The organism is Bradyrhizobium shewense (assembly GCF_900094605.1).
Taxonomy (GTDB): Bacteria; Pseudomonadota; Alphaproteobacteria; order Rhizobiales; family Xanthobacteraceae; genus Bradyrhizobium; species Bradyrhizobium shewense.
On record NZ_FMAI01000001.1, the window covers coordinates 248700 to 275130 of the forward strand.

Below are 26431 nucleotides of genomic sequence, written 5' to 3' on the forward strand. Positions count from 1 at the left end.
TTAGTCCAGCGCCAGTACAGGCTTGATCAACTCGCCCTTGGCGAAGCGGGCGAAATTCTCGGGCAAAGCGGACAGGCCGAACTCGCCGTCGACGAGAACGCGGTATTCGTCCTTGTACCTGCGCAGCAGTTCGACGTTCGGCTCGAAATCCTGGAACGGGAAGTAGAAGGTCCGGATCATGTAGAAATCCTTGCGGCGGAATACCTTGCCTTCTTCGATGGTCCAGGGCGCGGCGTTCTCGCCGACCAGCACCAGCGCCCCGCGCGGCAGGACCAGCTCGATACCGAGGTTGCGCGCCGCATGCGCGCCGGAGCATTCCATGATGAGGGCGAACCGTTTCGACGTGTCGCCGACCGGATGCGGTTTCGCGCCGAACGATCGGGCGATATTCAAGCGTGCCGCGTTCGGATCAGCCACGTGGATATCGTCATAACCGAGACTGCGGAGCGCCAGCACGACGCCGAGACCAACAGGCCCCGCTCCCATCACGAGCACCGCACCTGCCTCGTCCGGCGGCACTACGCGGCTGACGAACCGCACGGCGTGGCCGGAGGTGCCGATCGTGTCGAGCAAGAGCGGCGCGAGGCTGTCCTCGATATCGTCGGGCACCGGCAGCAGGCAGTTTTCCGGCACCGGCACGTATTCGGCATAGCCGCCCGGCCTGTTCCAGCCGATCAGGCTCGAGACCTCCAGGCACATCTGGGTGTCGCCGCGCTTGCAGGCCGCACAGTGGTCACAGTGCAGCGGGATATAGACGGCGCAGCGGCGGCCATGCAGGCGGTGGCCGGGCTGCTCCACGACGCCAAAAATCTCGTGGCCGGCGGTGAACTCGGCGCCTTTGTGCCAGAGCTTGAAGTCCGAGCCGCACAACGCGGTGCGCGAGACACGGACCAGCACTTCGCCGCTGCCGACATCAGGCATTGCGACGCGCTCGATGGTGATGCGGTCGTTGCCGTGGAAGACCGCGGCCTGCATGATTGAGTTCGGACGGGGGGACACGTTCATCAAATACCTAGCCTTTCACCGCACCGAGCGTCAGGCCGGACACCAGCCAGCGCTGAACCAGGGCGGCCAGGACCAGCGGCGGCAATGCGATCAGCGTCGCCGCGGCCATCAGGGCGCCCCATTGCGTCGAGCCTTCGCCGATGAAATTGAAGGCAGCCGCGATCAGCGTCTTGGTGTCGCCATTGGACAGCACCAGCGCAAACAGGAAGTAGTTCCAAGAGAATACGAAGGCGAGTATGGCCGAGACGGCGATGCCGGACGCCACCAGCGGCAGCGCGATGCGCCAGAGGATGCGCGTGACGCTGCATCCATCCACCTGTGCCGCCTCGAACACGCTGCGTGGAATGGCATCGAACGACGGCAGCAGCACCCAGATCACGATCGGGAGCGTGATCACCGCGTGGCTGAGGATCAGCGCTGTGTACGATCCGATCATGCCGACCTGCCGGAACATGACGTACCACGGCAGCAGGAACAGCGTTCCGGGCGCCATGCGCGCCGCGAGCGTCAGGATCGCCGGCCACGAAATACGCGTCCAGGAAACGGCGAACGCGGCAGGGATTCCGAACAGGAGCCCGAGCGCCGTCGAGCCGACGGTGACGATCAGGCTGTTGAGGGCGTAGCTCAGGAACGGCGTCGTCTTGGTCAGCTCGACATAATTGTCCAGCGTCGGCGTGAAGATCAGTGTCGGCGGATAGGCCGTCACCTCGAAGGACGGCTTGAAGGAGGACAGCACCATCCAGACCGTTGGCGTCATGATGATAACGCCGGCCAGCACGAGCTGCACCAGATTGAGCCAGCGTATCCAGCGATCGGTGTTGACTGCGTCGGTCATGAGATCACCACGCCACTGCGCCGCGCAGGCGGTTGAAGGCGAGCACGGCGCCGAACACGATCGCGGTTAGCGTCAGCATCAACGCGCTGGCATAGCCGATGTTGAAGAATTCGAAGCCGACCCGGAAACCGTAGATATTGAGCGTATTCGAGGCGTTGCCGGGCCCGCCTTGGGTCGTGATGTAGATGATGTCGAAAAAGCGCAGGAGATCGACGCTGCGCAGAATGGCTGCAGTGACGATGGTCGGCAGCAGCAGCGGCAGCGTGATGCGCTGGAAGGTCTTGAACGCAGATGCGCCATCGATTTGCGCGGCCTCGTAGACGCTCGGCGGCAGAGATTGCAGGCCGCCGAGCACGATCAGGGCGACGTACGGTGTCCACTGCCAGCTATCGATCAACGCAACCGTCGGAATGACCCATGTCGGCGAGGCCAGCCAGTCCGATGGCGGCAGGCCGAGCGATTGCAGGATGTAATTGGCCGCGCCCAGCGACGGATCGAGGATCACTAGCCACATCATTCCGGCGACCACCGGCGGCATCATGAAGGGCGAGATGAACAGCGATCGCACGATCCCAGGAAGGCGCTTGGCATGAAACAGCACCAGCGCAAGCCAGACGCCGAAGACGAGCTGCAGCACCAGCGAGAGCACGAACAGCGCAATGGTGATCCACAACCCATGCCAGAACTCGACGTCGGACATCAGCTTCGTGTAATTGGCAAGGCCGGCAAAGGTCTGCTTGCCGGTCGAAGAGAAAGTCTGGAAGCCGAGCCAGATCGTATAGACGACCGGAAATGCGATCATCGCGATCGTGAAGATCACGGCCGGCGCCGAGAGCGCCGCCATTTCCAGCTTCTGCCGGTCCTGCGTAAGTGTCGCAGCCGTGTCAGACATGTATTCCTGTCCTCGATCGAGTTAGGTGCCGGCCGGCGCGAAACCAGCCGGCGCCGGGCGGTCAGTTCAGCGCGATCAGCGCGTCCAGCGCCTTGTCGGCGTCCGCGCAAGCCTGATCTACGGTCTTTTGCTTCAGGATCAAATCCTGCACCGCCTGACCAATGAACTCGCGCGATTGCGGATTGGCGACGATGGGATAGCCGACTTCGGACGAGCCCTTAGTGGCGAGCACGTCGAGCGCGGCCTGCCATTCCTTGCGCACCGGCTCCTCGTCGATCCACTTGCGATATTCGGGGTCCTTGGCGACGGACGGACGCGGCGGGGCAATGCCCTGCAGAGCCATCTTCTTCTGCACCTCGGGGCTCGTCGCCCACTGCACGAAGTACCAGGCGGCATCCGGCTGCTTGCTGTGCGAGGACACCGCCATGCCCCAGCCGATCGTGGTCGGCACCTGGCCGGCCTCGCCCGCCGGGAACGGCAACAGGCCGGTGTCCTTCAGGCGCGCGCCGCCTTCCATCACCGTGCGCAATTCATTCGAGGATTCGAACGCCATCGCCGCGCGGCCGCCGCGATACAACGCCGAAATCTGCTGGAAGCTGTAATTGACGACGCCGGGCGGTCCGAAGTCGCGCAGCAGCCGGCTATAGGTGTCGAGCGCCTCCTTGCCCTTGGCCGAGCACAGGCTCGACTTGCCGCTCGCGATATACGTGCCGCCGATATTGTGCAGCATGTTGCTGAAGGTGTAGGCGATCGCAGGCTTGAGGCCACGCGAGACGAACGGCGTCACCGTGCTGTCGCAGGTCTTGATCTTCTCGGCGGCGGCCTCGACGTCCTTGATGGTCTTCGGCGCCTCGAGGCCGCACTTCTTGAAGATATCGGTGCGGTAATAGAAAATCGGGCCCTCGATGTTCATTGGCATGCTGGTCAGCTTGCCGCCGAACGTCGCGGCCTTCAGCAAGGCCTGGCTCAACCCCGCCGGGTCGTAGTCCTTGGCGACCTCGTTCTTGGCCATCGCGGTGAGATCGCCGTACCAGCCAGCAGCGGCGAACTGCTCGCCTTCGCGCGAGGGCAGCGTCATGAACACATCGACCTCGTCGCTGTTAGCATTCATGACGGTGACCAGACGCTGGCGCATCTGCTGTTCCTGATAGCCGTCGACCTTCAGGGTCATACCGGTCAGCTTCTCGAAATCGGCCTTATAGGTGAGCAGCGCCTGCGAAACCGGATTGTTGTTGGCGAGAAAAGTGACGGTCTTGCCTTTGAACTTCATCCAGTCGAATTCGGCCGCGCGCGCCTGCGCGCTCACGGCGGCAATCGCAAGAACGGGCAACGCGACGCGCGTCGCGAGCATCCTGGCCTTCATCGAACTCTCCTCCCGCTGGCCGCCTTATGCTGTCGGCGCATTCTGTAAACGGTTACATCCTAAGCGCCGACGCACCTCTGTCAAGCGATGGACAATCGATATTTTGTGCGGCAATATTGCAGATATTCTCCTTGCCACGCTCACGATCCGAAATTGTAACGTTACATCATGAATCGACCGTCCGCCAAATTGACGAAGCAAGGCATCCGCGCCGTCGCGGCACGGGCCGGCGTGTCGACGGCATCGGTCTCGCGTGCGCTCAACAATCCCGATGCAGTGAGCCCGTCCCTGCGCGCGCGCATCGCGCAGGCAATCGAAGCCGTCGGTTACATCCCTCATGCGCCGGCCCGGATTCTGTCATCGCGGCGATCGCGTACGCTTGGCGCGATCGTACCGACGATCGACAACACGATGTTCGCGCGCGGCATCGCCTCACTGCAAAAATATCTCTCCTCGGTGGGTTACATGCTGTTTCTCACCACGAGCGGATACGATCTCGACGTCGAGCTGCAACAGGCCCGCAACCTGATCGGCCGCGGCGTCGATGGCCTCGTGCTGCGGGGCGACTGCCATCACGAAGGGCTGCGCAAGCTACTCGCGGACAATGCGGTGCCTTTCATCAATGTCGGGATCTATCAGCCCGACCGGCCCTACCCTTGCGTCGGTACGAACAACGAGGCCGCCGCCCATCGGGCGGCCGGGCATGTCATCGAGCTCGGCCATCGCCGGATCGGAATCGTTTCCGCTCTCCAGCGCAACAACGACCGCGCCGGCGCCCGCGTCGCCGGCTTTCGCCGCGCGCTCGCGGAGAACGGCCTGGAGCTGCCTCCGGAATGGCATGTCGAGGTGCCCTACACCCTGGACGACGCGCGCGAGGCGGCCCGCCATCTCCTCAACCTCAAGAATCGCCCGACGGCAGTGGTCTGCGGCAACGACGTCATTGCCTACGGCGTCCTGTTGGAAGCGGAGCGCAGCGGCTTTTCGGTGCCGCGTGATCTGTCGGTCGTCGGCTTCGACGACCTCGACTGGAGCCGCCATCTGCGACCGAGCCTGACGACGATTCACGTCCCAACCGACGAGACTTGGCAGCGCGCCGGAGAATATCTGGTGCGCAGCCTCGCCGGCGAGCAGACCATCATGCATCGTGAGATCGACTTCTCGCTGGTGGTCCGGGAATCGACGGCTCCCCCTCCGGCAATCCTGAAGTGAGATCCTCCGATGAGTACCAGCTTTTCTCTCACCTCCGGTTTTCATGCCGTCGTGATCGGCGGCGCCGGCGACATCGGCGCCGCGATCAGCAACCAGTTCTGCGACCTCGGGGCGACGGTGACCGCCACAGGCATCAATGACGCCGATCTCGCACGCTCCCTGCTCAAGCCGCGCGCCGGACTTGCGCTCACGACGCTCGATGTCACGAGCGATGAAGCCGTCGCGTCACTCGCCGGGCAACACCAACGCGTCGACGCGCTGATCAATTGCGCCGGCATCCTGGCGCGGGACAAGGAATACGAAATCGAGACCTTCACGAAAGTGCTCGACGTCAATCTCACGGGCACGTTCCGGACCTGCATGGCGTTCCGCTCGCAGCTGGCGAAGATGAAAGGCTCGATCGTCAACATCGCCTCGATGAATGCAACCTTGGCCCTGCCGCGGATTCCGGCCTATTGCGCCAGCAAGGGCGGCGTCGTGATGCTGACCAAGGCGCTGGCCCTGGCGTGGGCCGAAGACGGCATCCGCGTCAACGCCGTCGCGCCCGGTTATGTCGAAACCGCGATCAATGCCGCCGGCCGCACCGACCGCGCCCATTATCAGCGCATCGCCGACCGCACCGCGTTCAAGCGCTGGGGCCAGCCCGAGGACATCGCCGGTGCCGTCGCCTTCCTCTGCATGCCAGCCTCGCAATACGCGACCGGAACGGTGGTCGCGGTGGATGGCGGATTTCTTGCGGGGTAGTGGCTGGCGCGGCCGCAGATGCAGCCGCGCCGATCCAGCTCAGCGGAAGTTGCCCTTGGTCTCGGGGATCACGACCGCGCCGATCAAATAGATCACGAACACGCCGACCGCGAAGTAGGCCAGCGACATCGGAATCTCCGCGGGGCTGCCGCTTACCAGCGAAACGAACGTCGGCATCATACCGCCCAGCGCAAAGCCGATATTCCAGGACAGGCCGGTGCCGCTGGCGCGGAGCGCCGTGGGGAAACGTTCGTTCAGGAAGATCAGCACCGGCGCATAACCGGCATTACCGATGAAGGCGATGGCAAGCGCATAGAGCGTGATCTGCGTGGTGTCCTTGGTCGTGGCTAGGTTCAGATAGCATAGCGGCAACAGCACCGCCGCCAGGACCCCGATCAGCAGGAACGTCTTCTTGCGGCCGATGAGATCGCTCAGCGCGCCGACCAGCACCGCGGCGAAGAACGCCGAGACGCTGGCGCCCATCAGGATCAGCGAGGAGGTCTGGTTCGGAACCGCGTTGATGACTTTCAGGAAGCTCGGCAAATACCCCGAGGTCAGATAATAACCGGCGCCGCCGCCGAAGGTAATGAGCAGGTTGATCAGCAGGACGCCGCGATACTCACGCGACAACACATCCTTGACTGGCGCCTTCGAGACCGTCGCCTGCTTATTGCCCTGCTGGCGCTTGAGCTCCTTGAAGTAAGGAGATTCTTCAAGATTACGGAAGATGAACCAGCCGAGCAGCGAGCTCAGCAGTCCCGAGAAGAACATGAAGCGCCAGCCCCAGACGGCGAAGGCATCTCCGGGGAATACCGAGGACGTGACCAGGAAGATGAAGGACGCCAGCAGCGCGCCAATGCCGGCGCCGCCGCCGCCGACCAGACCCGACATCGCGCCGCGCCAATGCGGCGGCACCGATTCCGTGCCGATCGTGTGGGTCGAGGCCACCACGCCACCGACGAACACGCCCTGCACCAGGCGCAGAATCAGGAACACGATGGGAGCGACCACGCCGACTTGCGCGATGGTCGGCAGCAGGCCGAACGCGGCCGTGCTGATGCCGACGCCGACGATGGCGATCAGCATGGCCTGCTTGCGGCCGTGCACGTCGGCGTAGTGCCCGAACACCGCCGAACCGAGCGGCCGCATCAGCAGCGTAACGGCGAACGAACCGTAGACCGCGGCGAGCGACAGCGCAGCATTGCTCGACGGAAAGAACAGCGCGCCGACCACCGGCGCTACATAGAGCAGAATGAACAAATCGAACAGGTCGAGCGCCCATCCGAGCACTGACGCGATGATCGCATTGACCATCTGCTTGTTATCCGTCGATGCCCGTGCACCGGCGACCGGCATATCCATCTCAGCCATTTTGTTTTACCCTCCCCGTTGGAATAGGACCGCGGTCCGCGCCATTGCGAACCGCGGCAGCTTGTTGCGTCGCGTATCAACGGCCGACGAATTTCGGCGGACGCTTGGCGTTGAAGGCCTCGACGCCTTCCTTGAAATCGTCCGACTGGCGCAGGCGGCTGTAGCAGTGCCCCTCGAGCTCGATGGCGATAGCGAGTGTCGAATCCTCGGTATCGTTGAGGAGTTTTTTGGCGGTACGCTGCGCCAGTGGCGAGAAGCTGCGGAGCTCGTCGACGAGCTTGTCGGTCGCCTTCTCCAGTTCGGAATCGGGCACGCATTCGGTGGCGATGCCCCACTCCAGCGCCTGCTTCGCCGAGATGCGCTTGGAGCGCATCACGATGTCCTTGGTGCGGGTGATGCCGACCATCTTCTGCAGCCGCGCCGACCCGCCGGAGCCCGGAATCTGGCCGAGCTTCTGCTCGGGCAGCGCGTACTGCGTGGTCTCCGAGGCGATACGGAAGTCGCAGGCCAGCGACAGCTCGAAGCCAACGCCGAAACAATAGCCGCGATTGGCGACGATAACAGGCTTGGCGCAACGCGCCGGCGCGGCGATGTTCCAGGCGAGCTTGGAAACGTGCTCGGGGCTCGCTTCCATGAAGCCTCCGATGTTCCCGCCGCTCGAGAAATGCTCGCCCTCACCGCGCAGCACGATGATGCGCACGCGCGGATCCTCGTCCAGCGTCTCGAAGGTCAGCCGGAGCTGGTCGCGCTGCGGCATCGCCACGACGTTGTAGGGCGGACGTCCCAGAATGATGTCCGCGCGCTCATGCGCCTCATCGATCTCGACCTTGAACCCGTCGAGCTTGGCAAGGCGGGGATCGGCAAAAGTATAGGGTGACGGCATTTTCGCTTCCTTCTGTTGATGCGTGACGATCAAGCGGCGTCTGATGGAGGCCGACGCTCGGTCTCGTATTCTCCGGCGACGAGCAGGCGCCGCAGCAGCTTGCCGACCGGCGATTTCGGAATCGCGTCGACGAAGACGTAGCGGCGCGGCCGCTTGAAGTTGGCGAGACCCGAGGTGCGGCAGAACTGCTCCAGTTCGATCTCGGAAACGTTGCGATTGCGCTTGACGAAGGCGGCGACGACCTTGCCCCATTTTTCGTCGGCCACACCGACCACGGCGACCTCGTCGACCCCGGGATGCAGCGACAGGCAGCTCTCGATCTCGACAGGAGAGACGTTCTCGCCGCCGGTGATGATCATGTCGTCGACGCGGCCCGTGACGAACAGGTCGCCGTCGGGATCGACGAAGCCGGTGTCGCCGGTGAAATACCAACCTTCGCGCAACGATTTGGCGTCGGCTTCGGAGCGGCGCCAGTAGCCCTCAAAAGCCTCGTCGCCCGCGAGCGTGGCGATGATCTCGCCCTCCTCGCCGACCGCGGCAAGCTCCGTCACCGAACGCGCACCGATGCGCACGACCTTGACGTGCTGGTTCAGCCCGGCCTTGCCTGCCGAGCCGGGCTTTGCGGCGGCGTTCTGATCGATCGTGAAGGTGTAGATCTCGGAGCTGCCGTAATGATTGACGAACAGCTCCGGCCTGAAGGCCTCGTTCAGCTTCTTCAGCAGGCCATCCGTCATCGAGGCGCCGGCAAAGCCGAGCTTGCGCACGCTGGAGACGTCGGTCCGGGCAAAGGCCTCGTGATGGACGAGATCGTGATAGAGCGTCGGCACCAGATAGAGATTGGTGATCCCTTCCCGCTCGATCAGCTCCAGCGCCTGGCGGCTGTCATAGCGCGGTAGGCAGATGAAGCTGCCGCCGATCAGCGACATCGCGAGCAACGAGCGGACGCCCATGGTGTGGTAGAGCGGCATCACGCCGAGCGTGCGCTCGCCGCGGCCGTAGAGATTTTGCGCGACATGGGCGATCGCCGCGGCACGCTCGGCGCGATGACGCCGCGGCACGCCCTTCGGCCGCGAGGTCGTGCCCGATGTGTAGAGCATGATCGACCAGGCATCAGAGCCGACGCACGGCTCGGCGTCGGGCGCGCTGCCCCTGATCAGATCGGCAAAGCCTGTCGCCTCGCCTGTGCCCGGATCGACCGACACGCGTAGCAGCCGGCCGGCGAGCGCCGAACCCTGCACCGCCTCAGCAGAAACATCCTGGTAGAAAACCGCGCGGGCTTCGGCGTTCTCGATGCAGAAGTCCAGCTCGTCGGCCTTGGCTCGCCAGTTGATCGGGGTGATTACGAGTCCTGCGAACTGGCAGGCCCAATGCAGCGTCGCGGCCTCCCAGCGGTTTTGCAGCAGCGTGACGACGTGGTCGCCGGGCTTGAGGTCCAGGCGACCGAAGGATGCGACCAAAGCAGAGATCTTGTCGTACCATTGCCGGTAGGTCAGGCGGAGATCGCCGTCGACCAGCGCGATGGCGCGCGGATCGCGCGCGGCGCTGGCCATGAAGCTGCTGGCGAGATCAAGCATCTGACGTCTCTTTTTTCGATGAAGCGAGCTGGGCGGCGGCTTCGAGGGCCGCCTGGATGATCGGCGTGTAGCCGGTGCAGCGGCACAGATGCCCGCTGAGAAGATCGCGAATCTCCGCCTCGATCGGCGCCGGGTTCCTGGCGAGATAATGATCGAGCGACATCAGGATGCCGGCGGTGCAGAAGCCGCACTGGAGCGCGTGGTGGCGGCGGAAGGCCTGTTGCAGCACGCCGAGGCGATCGGCCGCGGGTGCAAGCCCTTCAACCGTCTTGATCTCGCAGCCGTCGACCTGCGCCGCCAGGGTGAGGCAGGAACGGGTCAGCATGCCGTCGACGACGACCGTGCAGGCACCGCAGACGCCGTGCTCGCAGCCGACATGGGTGCCGGTGGCGCCCAACTGGTGCCGCAGGAAATCGGACAGCAGCGTCCGAGGCTCGGCTTCCCCCGCGACGGGCTCGCCATTCAGCGAGACGTGGATGGGATGGCGGACGTCGGATTTGAGACGGGTCATCGCAGAACCTCGCCGATCAGATCGCGGCCGATCATGCGCACGAGGTCGCGGCGATAGCGCGCGGTGGCATGAACGTCGTCGCGCGCACCGAGCTCGTAGGCAAAGGCGTTGAGGGCATCGTCGAGCGCGCTGCCCTCAAGTCGCGGCCAGTCCCGCGCGGTTGGGACGTCCGCAACGCCGCCGACCGCGAGGCGGACGCCCGATGGCGTCTTCGTCGCGGCGCAGGCCACGATGGCAAAATCGCCGTGCCGGCGCGCGACCTCGCGGAACGCGAAGTTAGATCCATTGATGACCGGAAGCGAGATGCCCTCGATCAGCTCGTCGTCGCTGCGCGCCGTCAGCATCATGCCGGCGAAGAAATCCTTGGCCGCGACGCGGCGACGGCGCCTGGCACTGCGCAAAAGCACCTCGCCGCCGAGCGCGACCAGCGCGAGCGGCATCTCGGCGCTGGGATCGGCATGCGCGAGCGAGCCGCAGATGGTGCCGCGGCTGCGGGTCTGCATGTGACCGACGCAGGGCAGCGCCAACGCCACCAGCGGCAATGCCTCGGCCAGATCCGGCCAGGCCAGCAGATCGGCCTGGCGCACGCCGGCACCGATGACGACGGCATCGGCTGTCCGCTCGATCTTGCGGAGCTCCCGGATCCGCATGATATCGATCAGAAGCTTCGGCTTGGCCAGGCGCATATTGAGCATCGCCATCAGCGACTGTCCGCCGGCGAGCACACGGGCATCGCCGCCATGCTGCGCGAGCCCATCGAGGACATCACCGACAGTTTCGGCGCGGAGATAGTCGAATGCGGGCGGCTTCATCGGCGCCCCCCGAACCGGTCGGCGAATTTCGCCAGCAGAGCGAACAGCGAGAAGCCGCCCGAGGCACCACCGCCGCCGGCCTTGCGGGCGAGCGCTGCGAAGAACTGGCCGATGATCACCCGCGTCGCGCCGTCGAGCAGCCGGCCGCCGATGCTTGCGATCTTGCCGCCGATCGCGGCGTCATAGCTGTAGGTCAGCTTCGTCCCGCCGCTGCCGTCGGGCGCGAGCATGATGCGCCCCTCGGCGCTGCCGAAGCCGAGCGCGCCGGTGGCGCTGCCGCGCAAGGTGACCGCGCGCGGCGGATCGAGATCGAACAGCTCCACGTCGGCGCGATAGCGCCCGGTGACGGGTCCGATGCCGAGCGTGACGTCGGCGCGGAAATGCGTCTCGGTGATCTTGTCGACGCGCTGGCAGCCGGGAATGATCGATTGGAGCGTGGCGGGATCGAGCAGCATGGCCCAGACCTGCTCGGGCGTCCCCCTCACCGAGGCCTGCCCTTCGCCGCGAAGCCGCCGATCCGCTTCGCGCGCAGGCACCGCAGCCACGCCCCCCGCGGGAGGCGGCGGCTCGGCGCCGCGCACCAGCTCGGCAAGCCGCGCGGGCACCAGAGGCAACGTGATGTCGGCAACGCGGAGCGCATCCGCGACCGCATTTGCGAGGCAGACCGGCGTCGACATGCAATTGCCTTCGCCGACGCCTTTCGCGCCGAGTGGCGTAAACGGCGACGGCGTCTCCATGTGGAAGATCTCGGGCTCCGGCACTTCGGTGGTGGTCGGCAGCAAATAGTCCGCCAGCGTTCCGGTCAGAAAGCTGCCGTCCTCGGCGTAGGCATATTCCTCGTAGAGCGCGGCACCGAGCGCCTGCGCGAAGCCGCCACGGATCTGGCCATTGACCATGCCGGGATGCAGGATGGTGCCGCAATCATGCATCGTGACGTAGCGGTCGATCCGCGTCTGCAGAGTGGTGCGGTCGATCTCGACGCCGCAGAAGTCGAAGATGAAGCCATGGCACAGCGAGGAGTTGATGCGGTCGTCCTCGCCGGGCGGCGTCAGCTCCGGCGGCGTCCAGAACACAGTCTCACGGATGGTCTGGCCGCCATCGTCAGGCAGCGAGCCCGGCGACCAATGACTGAGCGCGGCGACACGCGAGAACGCGATCCGGTTTTCCGGATTGTGCCTGGAGGCAACGAAGCCCTTAGCAAACACGATGTCCGCAGCTTCGACGTTCAACTGGCTGGCGGCGATGCGGGCGAGACGGCCGGCAATGCGCTCGGCTGCCAGTTTTGCCGTGCCGGCCACCGCGGCGGCGAAGCGGCTGGCATAATTTCCCGACGCGATCGACCAGGCATCCTTGGCGGTATCGATCTCGGTGTTGACGCGGATGTCCTTCGGCTCCAGGCCGAAGACGTCGGCTACCACTTGCGACAGCACGGTGCGATGACCCTGCCCCTGCGGCACGGAGGCGACATGAACAGTGACGCTGCCGACCGGATCGAGTCCGACAGTGGCGGTCGCCTGCGCCCCGTTCTTCGGCCCGGCCTTGCGGCGCTCGGCCGCGGTCAGCACCGTTGTGATATAACCCATATTGGAGACGCTGGGCTCCACCACCGCCGTGAAGCCGATCCCGTAGAGACGCCCCTCTGCCCGCGCCGCGTCGCGCCGCGCCTTCAGTTCCGCAAGTTTGCCCTGCTCGACCGCGCGCGCGATCGCATCCTGGTAGTTGCCGGAATCGAGCAACGCGCCGGTCGCGGTGCGATAGGGAAAGGCACCTGCCTCGATCAGATTGCGCTTGATGACATCGAGCGGATCGAGACCGAGCCCGATCGCAATCCGCTGCATCAGGCGTTCCAGCGCGAAATAGACCTGCGGCCCGCCGAAGCCGCGGTTGAGGCCGGTCGGTGTCTTGTTGGTGACCACGACGCGATTACGGATCCTGACGTGGCCGATGTCGTAGGCCCCCGTCATGTTGCCGTGCATGCGGTAGAGCGTGGCCGGCTCGGGCGCGCGCAAATGCGCGCCGCAATCCTCGACCTGGTCCCAGTCGAGCGCGAGGATCTTGCCGTCGGCAGCAACCGCCGCGGCCAATGTCGTCGCGCGGTTGGTCGCCGACACCGACGCCGTGAGATGCTCGAGCCGGTCCTCGATCCACTTCACCGGCCGCCCCGTGACGCGCGCAGCAGCTGCGATCAGAACGATGTACGGAAACACGCCCTGCTTGACGCCAAAGCTGCCGCCGGAATCCGGCGGCGTGCGCAGCCGCAGCCGATTGCCCGGAACTTTCAGTGCACGCGCAATCACGGTGTGGATGCTGAAGGGCCCTTGAAAATTCGCGAGAACCTCAAAGGCATCCTCGCCGGCATCATGCGAGGCAACGACGCCATAAGTCTCTATCGGCGTGCAGCAGTTGCGGGGATAGCGGATGTCGATGGAGAAGCGATGCGGCGCATCCGCAAACGCTTTTTCAGGATCGCCGTAGCGAAACGCGCGGTCGCTGGCGAGATTGCCGGGAAAGCCGTCATGCAGAACGGGTGCACCTGGTGCTATCGCTCCGAGCGGATCGACTGTGGCCGCTCGTGGGCGATACGCGACATTGATGAGTTCGGCCGCATCTTCGGCGCGGGCACGATCGGTCGCCACGATCACGGCGACCGGTTCGCCGACATAGCGCACGCGTTCGACCGCAATCGGCCAGCACTCGACCGGCGCCTTCACACCGACGACGAGACTTGTGGTGACCGCCTTGATCTGTTCGCCGGTCAGGACCGCGGCAACGCCCGGCAGCCGCCTGGCCGCTTCAACGTCGATCGAAACGATATCGGCGTGCGCGTGCGGCGAGCGCAGGATCGTCGCATGCAGCGTGCCCGGCTGGACGCCGAGGTCGTCAATGAAACGGCCGCGGCCACTGAGCAGCGCGGCATCCTCGACGCGCTCGATTGAACGCCCGACCCACGGCTTGTCGCCGCTCTGATCAACCGAATTTGCGGATTGAACCGCAGCCTGCACCATGTCCCGGCATACCTCCCGACGCGTTCTCTGACGCGACGGCGACGTTTGTCAGGACAGGAGGCGCGAGGGCCATACCGCCCGCTCTCACGACTTACCAAATCGTCTCATTCGAGAGCGTGCAGCGCAATATCAGCCCGCAAGGATCAGCCCGCGAGGCGCGAGACGTTGCGAAACTCGCGCGGGCTGACACCGGCATGATCGCGGAAGAAGCGCGTGAAATGCGCAGGCTCCGGAAAGCCAAAGCGCTCGCTGAGCTCGCCGAGCGGCGTGTCTTCGCGCATCACCGCATCGAGCGCGCGCTCCATGCGGACGACGTTGAGGTAAAGCTTCGGCGAAACGCCGAGTGAGGTCTCGAACAGGCGGAAGAACTGCGCGCGCGACAGGCCCGCGCCCTTCACGAACTGATCGACGTTGGCGTAGGAATCGTTCACGCGCATCGCGTCCATCGCGCGGCGGATCCGCCAGTCGCAGCTCACCGCGCTCATGCCGCGGATCGAGGTCGGAAAGCTGCGCCAGGGCGTGAAGCGCTCGATCACCGCGATCATGAGGTCCGAAAGGGTCTGCTCGTGGGTTCGCACCGCATCGGGATTCGCCATCATTTCGGCCGCAAGATGCAGCGTGAGTTGCCGAATGCGCGGCGAGACTTCGCCCGAGGGACGCTCGAAAAAGCCGGGCGCGCCGCTCGCGGCCCATCCGGGTCGGAACTCCTTCAGCCATTCCGGCTCGATATAGAGCGCCATGATGAGCGTGCGCGGGCGATTGACGTCATGCACATAGGCATGCGGCTTCCAGCCGTCGACGAGAACGGCGGCCGTGTCCGTGAGTGGCGTGACCTGGTCGCCGACCAGAAACTGGGTGTCGGCGCCCTCGACCTTGAGCAGGACGTGGCAGTGATGATGAGCGTGGCGGACCAGCGAACGGTCCATGTCGAGCAGAGCGACCCTGCCGAAAGCGCCATGAGCGATGCGCAGGGCCGTCGACATCAGTTTCTTCCTCCCGGCGTTGCGCCGCAAAATGGTTGCCTTGCTGGTGCGGCACTATAGGCCGCCCCAGCTACATATTCCAACGGCGCAAACGGACGCAAGCCGCTTCCGGGCGATAACCCGCTCACATCCGCGCCTCCGCAAGAAGGCGCGCGACCGCAGCGCCCGGATCGGCCTGCAAGGCTGTCGTCAGGTCGACGTCCTCCTCGCCGTTGACGCGGATGCGCTTGAAGGCGAGCTCAGACGCGCTGACCGGCGCTGTCGCATCGAGGCCCATCTTGGCGCCGATACCGTCATCCGTGGTCGGATCGAGTTTCGAGCCGAGCGCGCCGGCGACGACCATGAGATCGCGGTCGGCCTGGAAGCGCGTCGCCACCGCCCATTCGATCTCCTCGGAGGAGGAGATATCGACGTCCTTGTCGACCACGACCACCTGCTTGATGTCGTAATGCGCGCCAAAGGCGCACATCATGACGTTCTTCGGCTCGCCCTCATTGCTCTTGTCCATCTTGATCGCGAGATGATAGCGGCAGGTGCCGCCGCGCGTGAGACGAACATCCAGCACGGTCGGGAAGCTGCGGCGCAGATGCTGGAGCAGCGTCGCTTCGCGCGGCACGCCGCCGAGGATCAGGTGCTCGAAACCGCCGCCGACGATGGTGTGGAAGATCGGCTTGGCGCGATGCGTGATGGCATCGACTTCGATCACCTCGCGATTGGCGCGCGGGCCGTAATATTGCGGGAATTCACCGAACGGGCCCTCCGGCTCGCGTACGCCTTGCAGGATCCGTCCTTCAATCACGATCTCCGCATAGGCGGGAACGCGAACCGAATTGGTGCGACATTTGACGACGTCCACGGGCGAGCCGAGCAGCGCGCCCGCAATCGCCATCTCGTCCTCGTCCAGCGCGGCAATCGCCTGCGAAGCCAGCAGCAGCGCCGGATGCGCACCGATGACGATGGCAATCTCCAGCGCCTGGCCCAGCTCTTCCGCGATGCGATAGTAAGAGAACGTGTGCCGCGGCAGCAGCAGAACGCCGATACGATTCTTGCTGCTGACCTGACAACGGTGTATCGAAACGTTCTGAACGCCGGTCTTCGGATTGCGCGCGATCAACAGGCCGGCCGTGATATAGGGACCGCTATCGCGTTCATTGTGCTTCGGCACCGGAAGTTGTCGGAGCAGGTCGACGTCGTCGTGAACGACCTCCTGCACTGGACCGTCCGGGACCTCGCGGGTCGGCAGCGGATTGCTTGCGGCGGCAAGGAATCGCGGCAGCAACTGGTCCTCGGTGACGCCGATGGAATCGGCGACCCAGTCACGACCGGCAAACAGGTTGGCGATGACGGAAATCTCGTGCCCATCGGGACGCGGGAACAGCACCGCGCTGTCGCGCTCCAGCCGCTTCGCGATGGCGGCGAGCTCATCGGTCAGCGCAATACCCTCGCGGGCAATCGCGAGCTTGCCGCGCTCGGCGAGGTAAGCAAGCCAGGCACGCAGATCGGCCGGTGCGTTCGTGCTCTTCGCCGAATTTTGCATTCGCATATGACGTATCTCTCCTCGGGCGTTCGGGTCAGGGCGCGATCTTGCGCAGCGACGGCGAGCGGCGCTTGAGCGCTTCGTCCTCGCCCCAGCGGCGCACCACGCCGATATCGATATCGAAGAGGTCGAGCACCCGGCCGACGGTGTGCTCGACCACGTCTTCGAGATTCTCGGGTTTTGCGTAGAAGGCGGGCACAGGTGGCGCGATGATTGCGCCCATCTCCGATAGCGCCGTCATCGTCCTGAGATGCCCGGTGTGCAGCGGGGTCTCGCGCACCATCAGCACCAGGCGCCGGCGCTCCTTGAGCACAACATCGGCGGCGCGGGTCAAAAGCGTCGTGGTGACGCCCGAGGCGATCTCGGACATCGAGCGCATCGAGCACGGCGCCACAATCATGCCCGCGGTACGGAACGAGCCGCTCGAGATTGCCGAAGCCATGTCGTCGATCGCATGGCTGACATTGGCGAGCTCCCTCACCTCCGCGATCTTCAGGTCGGTCTCGTAGGCAAAGGTCTGCTCGGCCGTCTTCGACATCACCAGGTGAGTCTCGACGCCGGCATTGCGCAGGAGTTGCAGCAGGCGCACGCCATAGGTGACGCCCGAGGCGCCGGAAATGCCGATGATCATCCGCTTGGGCGCTGCGTGCTGCATATGTCTGATTTCGCTCCCGTGGGCACGTATCCTCGAGGTCACGTGGCCGGCCGCAAAACTAGGCAATCTCGGCCATCACAACAAATAATGATTGATTATATCGTTCATCATCGGAGATGATGGCTCGCGAGCGAGTTGGTGAACGAAGGACTGGCCCCGTGGAACTCAGGCAGATGCAATATTTCCTGTGCCTGGCCGATGAAAAGAACGTCACGCGGGCCGCGCGCCGGCTCAACATTGTGCAGCCGGCGCTCAGCATGCAGATCGCCAAGCTCGAGGCCGAGCTCGGCCAAAAGCTGTTCGACCGCAGCGTCCAGGGCATGACGCTGACCAGCGCCGGCGAGGCGCTGGTGCGGCTGACGGCGCCGATCGTGCGCGATGCCGAGTATGCGCGCCAGGAGATGGCCCAGCTGGGCGGACGAATTTCGGGCCGCGTCTCGGTCGGGCTGATCACCTCGGTCGCGCAGAGCACCATGGCAAGCTCGTCGGCGACTGTCGCGCGCCGCTATCCCGAGATCATCCTCTCCGCGTGCGAAGGCTACACCGAGACGCTGGTCGACTGGGTCAACAGCGGCCAACTCGATTTCGCGCTGATCAACGTGCCGCGCCGAAGGACGCCACTCGCCGCGCATCACATCATGGACGAGGAGATGGTGTTCGCCTGCCGCAAGGACGGCCCGATCCGGCCGCCGGCCAAGCTGCGCTTTGACCACATCGCGAATTTCGATCTGGTGCTACCCTCGAAGCGCCACGGCCTGCGGCTGATCCTGGACGAGCACGCCGCAGCCCTCGGCATCGACCTGCGGCCGCGCCTGGAGCTCGACACCCTGCCCGCCCTCTGCGACGTGATCGCGACCACCGATTTCGCGACCGTGCTGCCGACCATCGCGCTCCGGCAGTCGCTGGCAAGCGGGACCATTCGAGCCCACCGTTTCGACGCGCAACGGATCGTTCGCTCTATCGCCTGGGTGCATCACCCGCGGCGAGCGGTCTCGGTTGCGGCCAAGGCCGTGCTGGACGTCATCAGCCACGATCTGGCGCAGGCGGCGGCGGTGGCAAAGGAGTTGGCTGAACCTGGCTCGGGCGGCGCAGCCTCGTCATCCCGCAAGCAACGTCGCAAGGCTGGGAAGACGATTTCCTGAATTCCGAACGCTTACCCGGACAAGATGTCGCGCCCCTTTGCAAAATGAGACGGGTTGGTAAGTTTCGAGACGAGCCGGCATGACGGTCACGTCAAGCCGCTAACTACGGTCCAGGCGCAGAAAATCGCGGCCTGGCGCTCCTCCCGGACATTCTTGTCGCGGACGCTCCCAAGGCTCGCAGAACAAGACACGGTCGGGAGATTCAGTCCGAGATGGCAAGGTTCGGTCACAGCAAGATCACGGACGGCACAGCGCCGCACGTTGAAGGATTTCACCCTGACCGCAGGTCTTTGCTCTCGCTCGGCCTGGGCGCGGCTCTCTCCGCCACAGGGCTGCGTCCCGCGCAAGCCCAAGACTACCCCGCGCGTCCGATCCAGGTGCTCGTGCCCTTCGCAGGCGGCAGCGCCAGCGACGTCATCACGCGCATCCTGCTTAACCGCATGTCGGCGTCATTGGGACAGGCCTTCGTGGTCGACAATCGCCCAGGCGCCGGCGGCAATATCGGTACCGCGGCCGCTGCACATGCCGCCCCGGACGGCTACACGTTGCTGATGAGCACATCGGGCCCACTGGCCGCGAACCGATCATTATACAAGGAGCTGCCCTACGATCCGCTGAAGGATTTCGCCCCGATCGGACTGTTCGCCACGTTGCCGAATGTCATCGTGATCAATTCGAGGCTGCCGCCGAAATCACTGCACGAGCTGATCGAGTACACCAAGGCCCGCCCCCGGGAGCTGAACTACGGGACGGTCGGAGTCGGCTCGTCGCAGCACCTTGCGGCTGCCTATTTCGAGCAGCTCACGGGCACCGAGATCACCCACGTTCCTTACCGCAACATCGCTGCTTACACGCCGGACTTCATCGCGGGCCAAGTCCCGCTCGGCTTCCAGCTCTTGCCGAACGTCATCGGTCTGATCAGGAGCGGCGATGCGCGCCCGCTCGCAGTTGCCAGCGACAAACGCATGACGGCGCTGCCGGACGTGCCGACCGCGGCCGAGGCTGGCCTGAAGGATTACGAGAGCGCGGCGTGGCTTGCCCTGCTCGCGCCCGCGGGCACCGGCACCGCCGTTATCGATAAGCTCTATGCCGCCATGATCGAAGCCATGAACGATCCGAAGTTGCGCACCCTCCTGGTGGAGCAGGGCGCCGAGCCCCTGGTGATGGCCCCCCAAGGTCTGAAGGATTTCATGACCGCGGAAACCACAAAATGGGCCGGGATCATCAAGAAGATCGGCATCGAGCCGATGTGACTTCCAGCTGTTGTGTGATCGTCAGCCTTTCTGCGCGATCCGCCACCCGCGCCCTGCTCGCCCAAAGCTCGCTCGCCGACCGGCCCGCGCATGGCTCAACGCAGCGGCGCTGGCGGTATGAGCTCGCCTTACGGCAGATTGTCCCGCAGAAAAATGTCGATGCGGATGCGTTCTTGGTCGGCGCTGATTGGCTCGCCCGAACAGTGCGCGAGCAGAACGCGTGCCGCAGAGCGCGCCTCGTGCCCGGGATCCTGATTGATCACGGCATCGAGCGTGCCGCGAACCAGGAAACGCCGTGTGTATTGGGTCAGCTCATGGGTGATCCAGACCACCTCGCGAGCGCGGCCCGAGGCCTCGAGCGCATCGGCGATGCCGCGGTTTCCGGCGCCGCAGCAGTATATGCCGCGAAGATCGGCATGGCGTGCGAGCAGCGCGGCCGTAAGCTCCCGCGTGCGATCGCTGTCGTCGCGGCCCTCGATAACCGGCAGCGCGGGCAGGTTCGGATACTCGCTGGACAGGATCTGATGGAAACCGAACTGCCGTTCGGTGTGATCGCGCAGCGACAGCGACCCCGCGATCACCGCGACCGTCCCCTCGCGCCCAGCGAGGAAGCGCCCCATCAGCGTCGCGGCAGTGCGGCCTGCGGCGGGATTGTCGATGCCGACATAGTGCAGGCGGCGCGAGCTTGGCGCGTCCGACACGAGGGTCACCACGGCGACCCCGCGTCCGACGAGCTCGTCGATCGCGGCCCGAACCCTGGGATGATCGAGCGCGATGACGGCGACGCCCTGGTAGGCCGGCGACAGGGTTTCCAGCGCGCCGGCGAGCACATCCGGATCGAACACGTCGACATGGAGAATATCGATGAAGCCGCGCTGGCCGGCGAGCCAGTCCGCGGTGCGCTGGACCTGCTCGCTCAAATTGGTCATGAAGCTGTTGCTGCCGGTCGGCAGCACGAAGGCGAAGCGGAACGTCTGCCCGCGGGCGAGCCGCGCCGCCGCGACGTCGGCGCGATAGCCGAGTTTTGCCACTGCGGCCTCGACACGCGCGACGGTCTTGGCGCGCACGCCCTCGCGCCGGTTGACGACGCGATCGACGGTCGCGAGCGAAACGCCGGCCGCACGGGCGACGTCCTCGAGCGTGGCACGAATCGCCGGCTGCGTCGCCCCTCCCGTCATTCGCGCGCCGCCCACAGCATGCCGCGGGTCATCAGTGTCCGGATCTCCGGCACGTCGAGCTCGTAGGCACGGTGGCCGAGCGAGGAATAGAACACCCTGCCCGCGCCGTAGCGCTTCTTCCAGACCACGGGCATCGCCACGCCCTCGATCCACGGCGCGTGCTCGCCGGTGAAGGTCGTCGTCGCCAGCACCTCGTTGGCGGGGTCGACATGCATGTAATATTGCTCGGAACGATGTTCGAAACTGTTCAGGCCTTTCATGATGGGGTCATCCGGCTTCGTCAAGTCGACCTTGTAGTCGATGATGTTGCCGGGATGGGCGACCCACTGCCCGCCGCACATGAACTGGTAGTCGACGGAATCGCGGAACGCATCGCACATGCCGCCATGATGACCGGCGAGCCCGACGCCGCTCCGCACTGCGGCGCAGAGATTGAGCGCTTCCGCCTTCTCGATCTTCGACATCGTGTAGATCGGGATGATCAGCGACATGTCGTGGATCGCGGGATCGGCGAATGCCGCCGTCGTCGTCTCGATCCGCACCTCGAAGCCTTCCGCCCTCAGCCAGCCGCGAATCATCGAGGCGCAGAGATCCGGATCGTGTCCCGGCCAGCCGCCCCATACAATCATTGCCTTGCGCATGGTCATTCCCTCAATCGATCTGTCCCGTTTCACGTCCCGCCGGCAGCATCGCCGGCCGCTCGACGCTGCTTTCGATCTTGACGCGACGTCCTTCATCGGCGGAGGTCTGGAACGCCTCCATCACCTCCAGCACGTGGAACGCAAGTGCGCCGCTGGCGCGGTGCGGTCGGTTGTTCAGGATCGCGGATGCCATGTCGGCGACCCCGATGGAGCGGAACTCACCCTCGACATGGCCGTGCGTCAACGGCATCGTTTCCCATTCGCCGCCGGTCCTGGCGAGCTGCACCTCGCCGCCGAACCGGTTCGGGTCCGGCACCTGCATGCTGCCCTTGTCGCCATAGATCTCGATCGGCGCATGCCGGTGCTTCGGTACATCAAAGCTCATCGCGATCGAGATGACTGCTCCGCTCTCGAATTCAAGCGTGCCCGCGACATGGGTCGAAACCTCGACCGGGATCAGCGTCCCGTTCATCGGCTGGCTGGTGACCAGGCGCTCCGATTTCGGCCGCGCGGTCGAGCCCATCACGCTAGCGACCGGGCCGAGCAACTGCACGAGATCGGTGATGTAGTACGGCCCCATGTCGAGCATCGGCCCGCCGCCGCGCAAGTAATAGAAGCCCGGCGCCGGGTGCCAGCGCTCATGGCCGGGGCAGCCGAAGAAGGCACTGCCCGCCACCGGCGTGCCGATCGCGCCGTCGTCGATCAGCTTGCGGGCGGTCTGGTGCCCGCCGCCGAGGAACGTGTCGGGCGCGCTGCCGACGCGCAGGTTCTTCTGTGCGGCGAGATCGATCACCTTGCGGGCTTCGGCGGCGTTGATGCCGAGCGGCTTCTCGGAATGGACATGCTTTCCGGCATTCAGCACCGCGAGACTGACGTCGGTGTGGGCCAGCGGCACCGTGAGATTGATGACGACCTCGACGTCATCGCGCTTGAGCAATTGATCGACCCGCATCGCCGGCAGCCCGAAAGCGGCACCCTGCCGCTCCGCGACGTCACTGCGCATATCGGCGAGCGCCCTGACCTCCATGACCGGGAAGCGTTGCGCCGCCTTGAGGTAGGCGGTGCTGATGACACCGCAGCCGATGATTCCAATTCCGACTTTTCTCATAGTGATCTCCGTAAGGTCCGTTCATCCCTTGACCGCACCTGCAGTGAGGCCGGCAACGATGTGCTTCTGCGCCAGAAGGAAGAGAATGATCGTCGGCAGGATGGTCAACGTGATGAAGGCCAGGATCAGGTGCCATTCGGACGAATACTCGCCCTGATAGACCATGATGCCGAGCGGCCAGGGATAGAGCGCATCCGTGTTGAGCATCACCAGCGGCAACAGATAGGCGTTCCAGCTGTTGACGAAGGTGATGGTCCCGACGGTCGCCAGGATCGGCCGCGACAGCGGCAACGTCACATAGCGGAAGAACTTGATGTAGCTGCAGCCGTCGACCAGCGCAGCCTCGAGCAGTTCATAGGGAATGTCCTTGAAGAAACGCCGGAGCAGCAGCACGCTCATCGCGAGGCTGAAGGCCACCTGCGGCAACGCAACGCCGAAATAGGTATCGAGCAGCCCGAGATCGCGCACCTTGATGAACAACGGAAGCACCGCGGTCGCCGCCGGAAACAGCAGACCGAGCATGAGATAGCTCAGCAGCATCGAGCTGCCGTAGAACTTGACATGGGCAAAGGTGAACGCCGCCATCGAGGCGGTGATCAGGGTCAACACCACCGCGAGCGACGATATGATCAGCGAGTTGCGCAGGAGCTGCCAGTAGCGCGCGGAGAACAGGATGTCGGAGTAATTCTGCCATTCCCAGTGACGCGGCAAACCGAACGGGTTGACGCGCAATTCGCCGAGCGATTTGAAGCCGCCGAGCAACGTCGCGAGCAGCGGCACCAGCACGAAGATGGCCACGATGGCAAGGAACACTGCCTTGAACAGCACGGCGGGATCGACCGGAGTGCGGGAGGTCTCGGCACTACTCATCGCGCATGAACCAACGCTTGTAGGTAAAGGCAAAGGTCACGCAGATCGCGAACAGGATGACGCCGATGGCGCTGCCATAACCGACCCGCATGCGCGAGATGCCGTTGTTGTAGAGGAAGCTCACCATCGTGTTCGAGGAGTCCGCAGGTCCCCCGCGTGTCAGCGGCATGACGAGGTCGAACAGCTGCAGCGAGCCGACAATGGCGAAAAACACCGAGAGGCGAATCGTCGGATAGAGCAAGGGAATGACGACATGGCGCAGGGCTTGCCAGCGCGTCGCACCGTCGATGCGTGCCGCCTCGATCAGACTCTTGTCGAGACTTTGGAGCGCAGCGATGAACAACATCATGTGGAAGCCAAAATACTTCCACACGATCACGATCAGCACGGCCAGCATCGACGTGTCGGTTGAAGCCAGCAGATGGGGCGGCTCGGCGCCGAAGCTGCGCCAGATCGAGGCGACGAGGCCGTAGTCGCCGTCATAGACGAAGCTGAAGATCAGCCCGGTCGCGATCTCGGCCAGGATATAGGGCATGAAGAACAGCATGCGCAGCGCCACCGACCCGCGAAAGCGTTCGGCGAGCATCAAGGCCAGCGTCAGCGCGAGCGGCAGCTGGATCGCGAGCGAGACCGCAATAATCAGCCCATTGTTGCGCAGCGCGAGCCAGAAGGCGCGCGTCTCCAGCACGAAGCGGTAATTGTCGAAGCCGATCCAGTTGGTCGGCCTGCCGAACCCGTTCCAATTGAAGGCCGAATACCAGGCGGCCTCGCCGATCGGCAGCACCACGAACAGCGTGAACAACAGCAGCGCCGGCGGCAGGAACAGGATCAGGACCGTAAAGCGGCCGTCCCAAGCCGGGCCGCGGACCGCGAGCGAAGAGAACGGTGTCTCCGCGACGCCAATCGCGGGCGAATTCGCGATACGCCGCGCCACCGTCAGTTGCCCTGCTTCCACGCCGCCTCGATCGCCTTCGCCGCATTCTGCGGGCTCATGCTGCCACCGGCGATCTCCGCGGTGACGTCGTTAACGACGCGGCCGACCGAGGGACCAAGGCTCTGGTCATAGAAGTTCTGGTGGTAGTTCGACTTCGCCAGATTGGCCGCGATCAGCTTCATGAAGGCATTGTTGAGACCAGCGTCCGCGCCCTGCACCACCGGGATGATGAAGTTACCCGCCGCAAGCCGCGTCTGCACGTCCTTCGAGACGAAGTACTTCAGAAAATCGACCGCCTCCTTCGGCGAGCCTTTCGTGACCAGCCAGCCGGTGATGCCGCCGAGCGTATCGGTCGGTGCGCCCTTGCCGCCGGCCACCACCGGGAAGTCGAACCAGCAGATCTTGTCTTCGCTCAATCCGACCTTGTCGGCGGCGAGAGCGCGCTGCAAATGATAGACAGTGCTGATCGCGAGCGTCATCGCTGCCTTGCCGTCACCGAAATAGCCAACGGCCTGCGGATTCTTGAAACCAAGGAAACCATTCTGGAACGGCTGGAGATCGACGAGTTGCTTGAACAGCTCGCCGGATTTCTGGAAGGTCTCGCCGGCGAAGCCGCTGTCCTCGCCGCGCAATGCAGCGTCAAATGCCGGCTTGCCGCCGATACGCACCGCAAGATGGGTCCAGTAGAAGTGCAACGGCCATTTGTCGGCGCCGCCGACCACGATCGGGGTCACGCCGGCGGCCTTCAGCGTCTTCACCGCCGCAAGCAGATCGTCCCAGCTCTTGATCCCGGCAGGATCGACTTTCGCCTTGGCCATCAGCTCCTTGTTGCAGAGGAAGCCGACCTGCGACAGCGCGGTCGGCAGACCATAAACGCGGCCGTTGGCGGAGAACGCAGCGAGCGCGGCCGGTGTGAGACTGTCGCTGTAACCCTTCACCTGTTCCGTAATGTCGTCGAGAACGCCTGCCTCGATCTGGGTCTTCAGGACGCCGCCGGCCCAGCTGTAGATGATGTTCGGCCGATCCTTGGATTGCAGGATGGTCGGCAGCTTGGCCTTGTAGGCTTCGTTCTCGAGAAACTGCATCTCGACCTTGACGCCAGGATGGGAGGCCTCATAGGCGCGCGCGACCTCCTCCCAGATTTTCACCTGGGCCGGATTTGCCTCGATGTGCAGCCACTTTACGATCGTATCGGCTGCGGCGGCGTCGGCCAAAAGCAGGCATGCGGCAGCGGCGAGTCCCAGCTTCCTGAGCAGTCTCATCACATCTCCTCCCGACCGGATCTTATTCTTTGCCGCGATCCTGCTCCCGATTTTTGAGGTACGCAACTAAAATTCTGATCTACGCACCTCACGCGGGAGGGGGTCTATATCCGGAAGTGCTGGTCGCCCGCGGCGCATCCGGAACTGGCGCCGCGATCCGTGCGGCGTTTTGCGTGGCAGAAATCCAGCATCGTGGGCGTCCCGTGGGCCAAACCAGGGCATGCGAGCCGTGGGCCTAGCTCGGAGCGCGCATTTCATGCGGGCCGTCGGCACCCACCATGAGCGAATGCGCGCGCTTTCGCGATCAGGGCCGGCGGGTGCTCTTCCTGATAGACTCCGTGACTCGCTTCGGGGCATGGGGCGATCGACCATTTTCCGATCTCCGCTGCCATTCCCCGCGAAGACGAGCGTCCGGTGCGCCGCGGCTTCTCGATTCAATCCATTACCGTCTTGGCGTACTTGATCGCCTGGTCGAGGCCGGGAAATGACATCGCGTGTGTGTCGCAGACACACCTTCGCATTCTCGCGGCGTAATTCGCCCGAGCTTTGCTTCGTCTCGCTACCCTCAAAAGCCAAGAGGGCGCAGGGAAGACCGGGTGCTGGCTCGCACCCGCGGTCCGCTGCGCGAAAAGCGCACGCAGAAAGAACCGCACAGCAGCATACA

23 protein-coding genes are annotated in these 26431 nt (G+C 64.5%); 4 read left to right on the forward strand and 19 right to left on the reverse strand.

Annotated elements, in window-relative coordinates:
* From GA0061098_RS01060 to GA0061098_RS01075, 4 genes are all read right to left on the reverse strand, one after another.
* The gene (locus GA0061098_RS01060; protein WP_091952507.1) at positions 1–1005 is read right to left on the reverse strand and encodes a zinc-dependent alcohol dehydrogenase family protein; all 1005 of its coding nucleotides are present in this window, start codon (positions 1003–1005) and stop codon (positions 1–3) included.
* Positions 1006–1012: 7 nt separating this feature from the next.
* Positions 1013–1840 carry a carbohydrate ABC transporter permease gene (locus GA0061098_RS01065; RefSeq protein ID WP_018316074.1) on the reverse strand — a complete coding sequence of 276 codons (828 nt, stop codon included), beginning with the start codon at positions 1838–1840 and terminating at the stop codon, positions 1013–1015.
* Between the two features lie 4 nt (positions 1841–1844).
* On the reverse strand, positions 1845–2732 hold the full coding sequence (locus GA0061098_RS01070) for a carbohydrate ABC transporter permease (protein ID WP_091952509.1): 888 nt from the start codon (positions 2730–2732) through the stop codon (positions 1845–1847).
* 61 nt (positions 2733–2793) lie between these two features.
* Positions 2794–4095 carry an ABC transporter substrate-binding protein gene (locus tag GA0061098_RS01075; RefSeq protein ID WP_091952511.1) on the reverse strand — a complete coding sequence of 434 codons (1302 nt, stop codon included), beginning with the start codon at positions 4093–4095 and terminating at the stop codon, positions 2794–2796.
* Between the two features lie 168 nt (positions 4096–4263).
* On the opposite strand from GA0061098_RS01075, the gene GA0061098_RS01080 reads away from it, so the two are divergent.
* Together GA0061098_RS01080 and GA0061098_RS01085 are read left to right on the forward strand one after the other, a co-directional pair.
* Positions 4264–5304, forward strand: a complete 1041-nt coding sequence (locus tag GA0061098_RS01080) for a LacI family DNA-binding transcriptional regulator (RefSeq protein WP_091952513.1) — start codon at positions 4264–4266, stop codon at positions 5302–5304.
* A 9-nt stretch (positions 5305–5313) separates the two neighbouring features.
* Positions 5314–6048 (forward strand): SDR family NAD(P)-dependent oxidoreductase, encoded by a 735-nt coding sequence (locus GA0061098_RS01085; protein ID WP_091952515.1) that lies wholly within the window; start codon positions 5314–5316, stop codon positions 6046–6048.
* 39 nt (positions 6049–6087) lie between these two features.
* On the opposite strand, the gene GA0061098_RS01090 is transcribed toward GA0061098_RS01085, so the two are convergent.
* The 9 genes from GA0061098_RS01090 to GA0061098_RS01130 all read right to left on the reverse strand — a co-directional run bounded on the left by GA0061098_RS01090 (position 6088) and on the right by GA0061098_RS01130 (position 17379).
* Positions 6088–7419 carry an MFS transporter gene (locus GA0061098_RS01090; RefSeq protein WP_091952518.1) on the reverse strand — a complete coding sequence of 444 codons (1332 nt, stop codon included), beginning with the start codon at positions 7417–7419 and terminating at the stop codon, positions 6088–6090.
* Between the two features lie 76 nt (positions 7420–7495).
* The gene (locus tag GA0061098_RS01095) at positions 7496–8302 is read right to left on the reverse strand and encodes an enoyl-CoA hydratase/isomerase family protein (RefSeq protein ID WP_091953850.1); all 807 of its coding nucleotides are present in this window, start codon (positions 8300–8302) and stop codon (positions 7496–7498) included.
* Between the two features lie 29 nt (positions 8303–8331).
* Positions 8332–9876: an AMP-binding protein gene (locus GA0061098_RS01100; protein ID WP_091952520.1), complete on the reverse strand. Its 1545-nt coding sequence runs from the start codon at positions 9874–9876 to the stop codon at positions 8332–8334.
* On the reverse strand, positions 9869–10387 hold the full coding sequence (locus GA0061098_RS01105) for a (2Fe-2S)-binding protein (RefSeq protein WP_091952522.1): 519 nt from the start codon (positions 10385–10387) through the stop codon (positions 9869–9871). Before GA0061098_RS01105 ends, GA0061098_RS01100 begins: the two co-directional genes overlap by 8 nt.
* Positions 10384–11199, reverse strand: a complete 816-nt coding sequence (locus tag GA0061098_RS01110) for an FAD binding domain-containing protein (protein WP_091952524.1) — start codon at positions 11197–11199, stop codon at positions 10384–10386. The genes GA0061098_RS01105 and GA0061098_RS01110 overlap by 4 nt, the downstream gene beginning before the upstream one ends.
* Positions 11196–14204 (reverse strand): xanthine dehydrogenase family protein molybdopterin-binding subunit, encoded by a 3009-nt coding sequence (locus tag GA0061098_RS01115; protein ID WP_091952526.1) that lies wholly within the window; start codon positions 14202–14204, stop codon positions 11196–11198. Before GA0061098_RS01115 ends, GA0061098_RS01110 begins: the two co-directional genes overlap by 4 nt.
* Positions 14205–14347: 143 nt before the next feature.
* Entirely contained in the window at positions 14348–15187 is an 840-nt protein-coding gene (locus GA0061098_RS01120) for a helix-turn-helix transcriptional regulator (protein ID WP_091952531.1), read from the reverse strand.
* Between the two features lie 124 nt (positions 15188–15311).
* The gene (locus GA0061098_RS01125; RefSeq protein WP_091952533.1) at positions 15312–16730 is read right to left on the reverse strand and encodes a UbiD family decarboxylase; all 1419 of its coding nucleotides are present in this window, start codon (positions 16728–16730) and stop codon (positions 15312–15314) included.
* A gap of 28 nt (positions 16731–16758) precedes the next feature.
* A complete protein-coding gene (locus GA0061098_RS01130) occupies positions 16759–17379 on the reverse strand; it encodes a UbiX family flavin prenyltransferase (protein WP_091952535.1) in 621 nt (206 codons plus the stop codon).
* 173 nt (positions 17380–17552) lie between these two features.
* Here GA0061098_RS01130 and GA0061098_RS01135 point away from each other — a divergent pair, with 173 nt between their 5' ends.
* Positions 17553–18521: a LysR family transcriptional regulator gene (locus tag GA0061098_RS01135; RefSeq protein ID WP_165637142.1), complete on the forward strand. Its 969-nt coding sequence runs from the start codon at positions 17553–17555 to the stop codon at positions 18519–18521.
* 212 nt (positions 18522–18733) lie between these two features.
* Positions 18734–19774, forward strand: a complete 1041-nt coding sequence (locus GA0061098_RS01140) for a Bug family tripartite tricarboxylate transporter substrate binding protein (RefSeq protein ID WP_091952540.1) — start codon at positions 18734–18736, stop codon at positions 19772–19774.
* A gap of 128 nt (positions 19775–19902) precedes the next feature.
* On the opposite strand, the gene GA0061098_RS01145 is transcribed toward GA0061098_RS01140, so the two are convergent.
* From GA0061098_RS01145 to GA0061098_RS01170, 6 genes are read right to left on the reverse strand one after another with little or no spacing between them, the layout of a single operon-like run.
* Positions 19903–20952, reverse strand: a complete 1050-nt coding sequence (locus GA0061098_RS01145; protein WP_091953856.1) for a LacI family DNA-binding transcriptional regulator — start codon at positions 20950–20952, stop codon at positions 19903–19905.
* Entirely contained in the window at positions 20949–21593 is a 645-nt protein-coding gene (locus GA0061098_RS01150) for a ThuA domain-containing protein (protein ID WP_091953853.1), read from the reverse strand. Before GA0061098_RS01150 ends, GA0061098_RS01145 begins: the two co-directional genes overlap by 4 nt.
* 10 nt (positions 21594–21603) lie before the next feature.
* Positions 21604–22701, reverse strand: a complete 1098-nt coding sequence (locus tag GA0061098_RS01155; protein WP_091952543.1) for a Gfo/Idh/MocA family protein — start codon at positions 22699–22701, stop codon at positions 21604–21606.
* Between the two features lie 21 nt (positions 22702–22722).
* Positions 22723–23571 carry a carbohydrate ABC transporter permease gene (locus GA0061098_RS01160; RefSeq protein ID WP_091952546.1) on the reverse strand — a complete coding sequence of 283 codons (849 nt, stop codon included), beginning with the start codon at positions 23569–23571 and terminating at the stop codon, positions 22723–22725.
* Positions 23564–24505, reverse strand: coding sequence for a carbohydrate ABC transporter permease (locus tag GA0061098_RS01165; protein ID WP_091952549.1), 942 nt, complete (start codon positions 24503–24505; stop codon positions 23564–23566). Before GA0061098_RS01165 ends, GA0061098_RS01160 begins: the two co-directional genes overlap by 8 nt.
* Positions 24506–24507: 2 nt before the next feature.
* Entirely contained in the window at positions 24508–25767 is a 1260-nt protein-coding gene (locus tag GA0061098_RS01170) for an extracellular solute-binding protein (RefSeq protein ID WP_091952552.1), read from the reverse strand.
* Positions 25768–26431: the final 664 nt, after the last annotated feature.

What these genes read in the sequence shown, in the direction of transcription:
- GA0061098_RS01060 (WP_091952507.1), bottom strand. Translation starts at nt 1,005, where the DNA reads ATGAACGTGTCCCCCCGTCCGAACTCAATCATGCAGGCCGCGGTCTTC.
- GA0061098_RS01065 (WP_018316074.1), bottom strand. Translation starts at nt 1,840, where the DNA reads ATGACCGACGCAGTCAACACCGATCGCTGGATACGCTGGCTCAATCTG.
- GA0061098_RS01070 (WP_091952509.1), bottom strand. Translation starts at nt 2,732, where the DNA reads ATGTCTGACACGGCTGCGACACTTACGCAGGACCGGCAGAAGCTGGAA.
- GA0061098_RS01075 (WP_091952511.1), bottom strand. Translation starts at nt 4,095, where the DNA reads ATGAAGGCCAGGATGCTCGCGACGCGCGTCGCGTTGCCCGTTCTTGCG.
- GA0061098_RS01080 (WP_091952513.1), top strand. Translation starts at nt 4,264, where the DNA reads ATGAATCGACCGTCCGCCAAATTGACGAAGCAAGGCATCCGCGCCGTC.
- GA0061098_RS01085 (WP_091952515.1), top strand. Translation starts at nt 5,314, where the DNA reads ATGAGTACCAGCTTTTCTCTCACCTCCGGTTTTCATGCCGTCGTGATC.
- GA0061098_RS01090 (WP_091952518.1), bottom strand. Translation starts at nt 7,419, where the DNA reads ATGGCTGAGATGGATATGCCGGTCGCCGGTGCACGGGCATCGACGGAT.
- GA0061098_RS01095 (WP_091953850.1), bottom strand. Translation starts at nt 8,302, where the DNA reads ATGCCGTCACCCTATACTTTTGCCGATCCCCGCCTTGCCAAGCTCGAC.
- GA0061098_RS01100 (WP_091952520.1), bottom strand. Translation starts at nt 9,876, where the DNA reads ATGCTTGATCTCGCCAGCAGCTTCATGGCCAGCGCCGCGCGCGATCCG.
- GA0061098_RS01105 (WP_091952522.1), bottom strand. Translation starts at nt 10,387, where the DNA reads ATGACCCGTCTCAAATCCGACGTCCGCCATCCCATCCACGTCTCGCTG.
- GA0061098_RS01110 (WP_091952524.1), bottom strand. Translation starts at nt 11,199, where the DNA reads ATGAAGCCGCCCGCATTCGACTATCTCCGCGCCGAAACTGTCGGTGAT.
- GA0061098_RS01115 (WP_091952526.1), bottom strand. Translation starts at nt 14,204, where the DNA reads ATGGTGCAGGCTGCGGTTCAATCCGCAAATTCGGTTGATCAGAGCGGC.
- GA0061098_RS01120 (WP_091952531.1), bottom strand. Translation starts at nt 15,187, where the DNA reads ATGTCGACGGCCCTGCGCATCGCTCATGGCGCTTTCGGCAGGGTCGCT.
- GA0061098_RS01125 (WP_091952533.1), bottom strand. Translation starts at nt 16,730, where the DNA reads ATGCGAATGCAAAATTCGGCGAAGAGCACGAACGCACCGGCCGATCTG.
- GA0061098_RS01130 (WP_091952535.1), bottom strand. Translation starts at nt 17,379, where the DNA reads ATGCAGCACGCAGCGCCCAAGCGGATGATCATCGGCATTTCCGGCGCC.
- GA0061098_RS01135 (WP_165637142.1), top strand. Translation starts at nt 17,553, where the DNA reads ATGCAATATTTCCTGTGCCTGGCCGATGAAAAGAACGTCACGCGGGCC.
- GA0061098_RS01140 (WP_091952540.1), top strand. Translation starts at nt 18,734, where the DNA reads ATGGCAAGGTTCGGTCACAGCAAGATCACGGACGGCACAGCGCCGCAC.
- GA0061098_RS01145 (WP_091953856.1), bottom strand. Translation starts at nt 20,952, where the DNA reads ATGACGGGAGGGGCGACGCAGCCGGCGATTCGTGCCACGCTCGAGGAC.
- GA0061098_RS01150 (WP_091953853.1), bottom strand. Translation starts at nt 21,593, where the DNA reads ATGCGCAAGGCAATGATTGTATGGGGCGGCTGGCCGGGACACGATCCG.
- GA0061098_RS01155 (WP_091952543.1), bottom strand. Translation starts at nt 22,701, where the DNA reads ATGAGAAAAGTCGGAATTGGAATCATCGGCTGCGGTGTCATCAGCACC.
- GA0061098_RS01160 (WP_091952546.1), bottom strand. Translation starts at nt 23,571, where the DNA reads ATGAGTAGTGCCGAGACCTCCCGCACTCCGGTCGATCCCGCCGTGCTG.
- GA0061098_RS01170 (WP_091952552.1), bottom strand. Translation starts at nt 25,767, where the DNA reads ATGAGACTGCTCAGGAAGCTGGGACTCGCCGCTGCCGCATGCCTGCTT.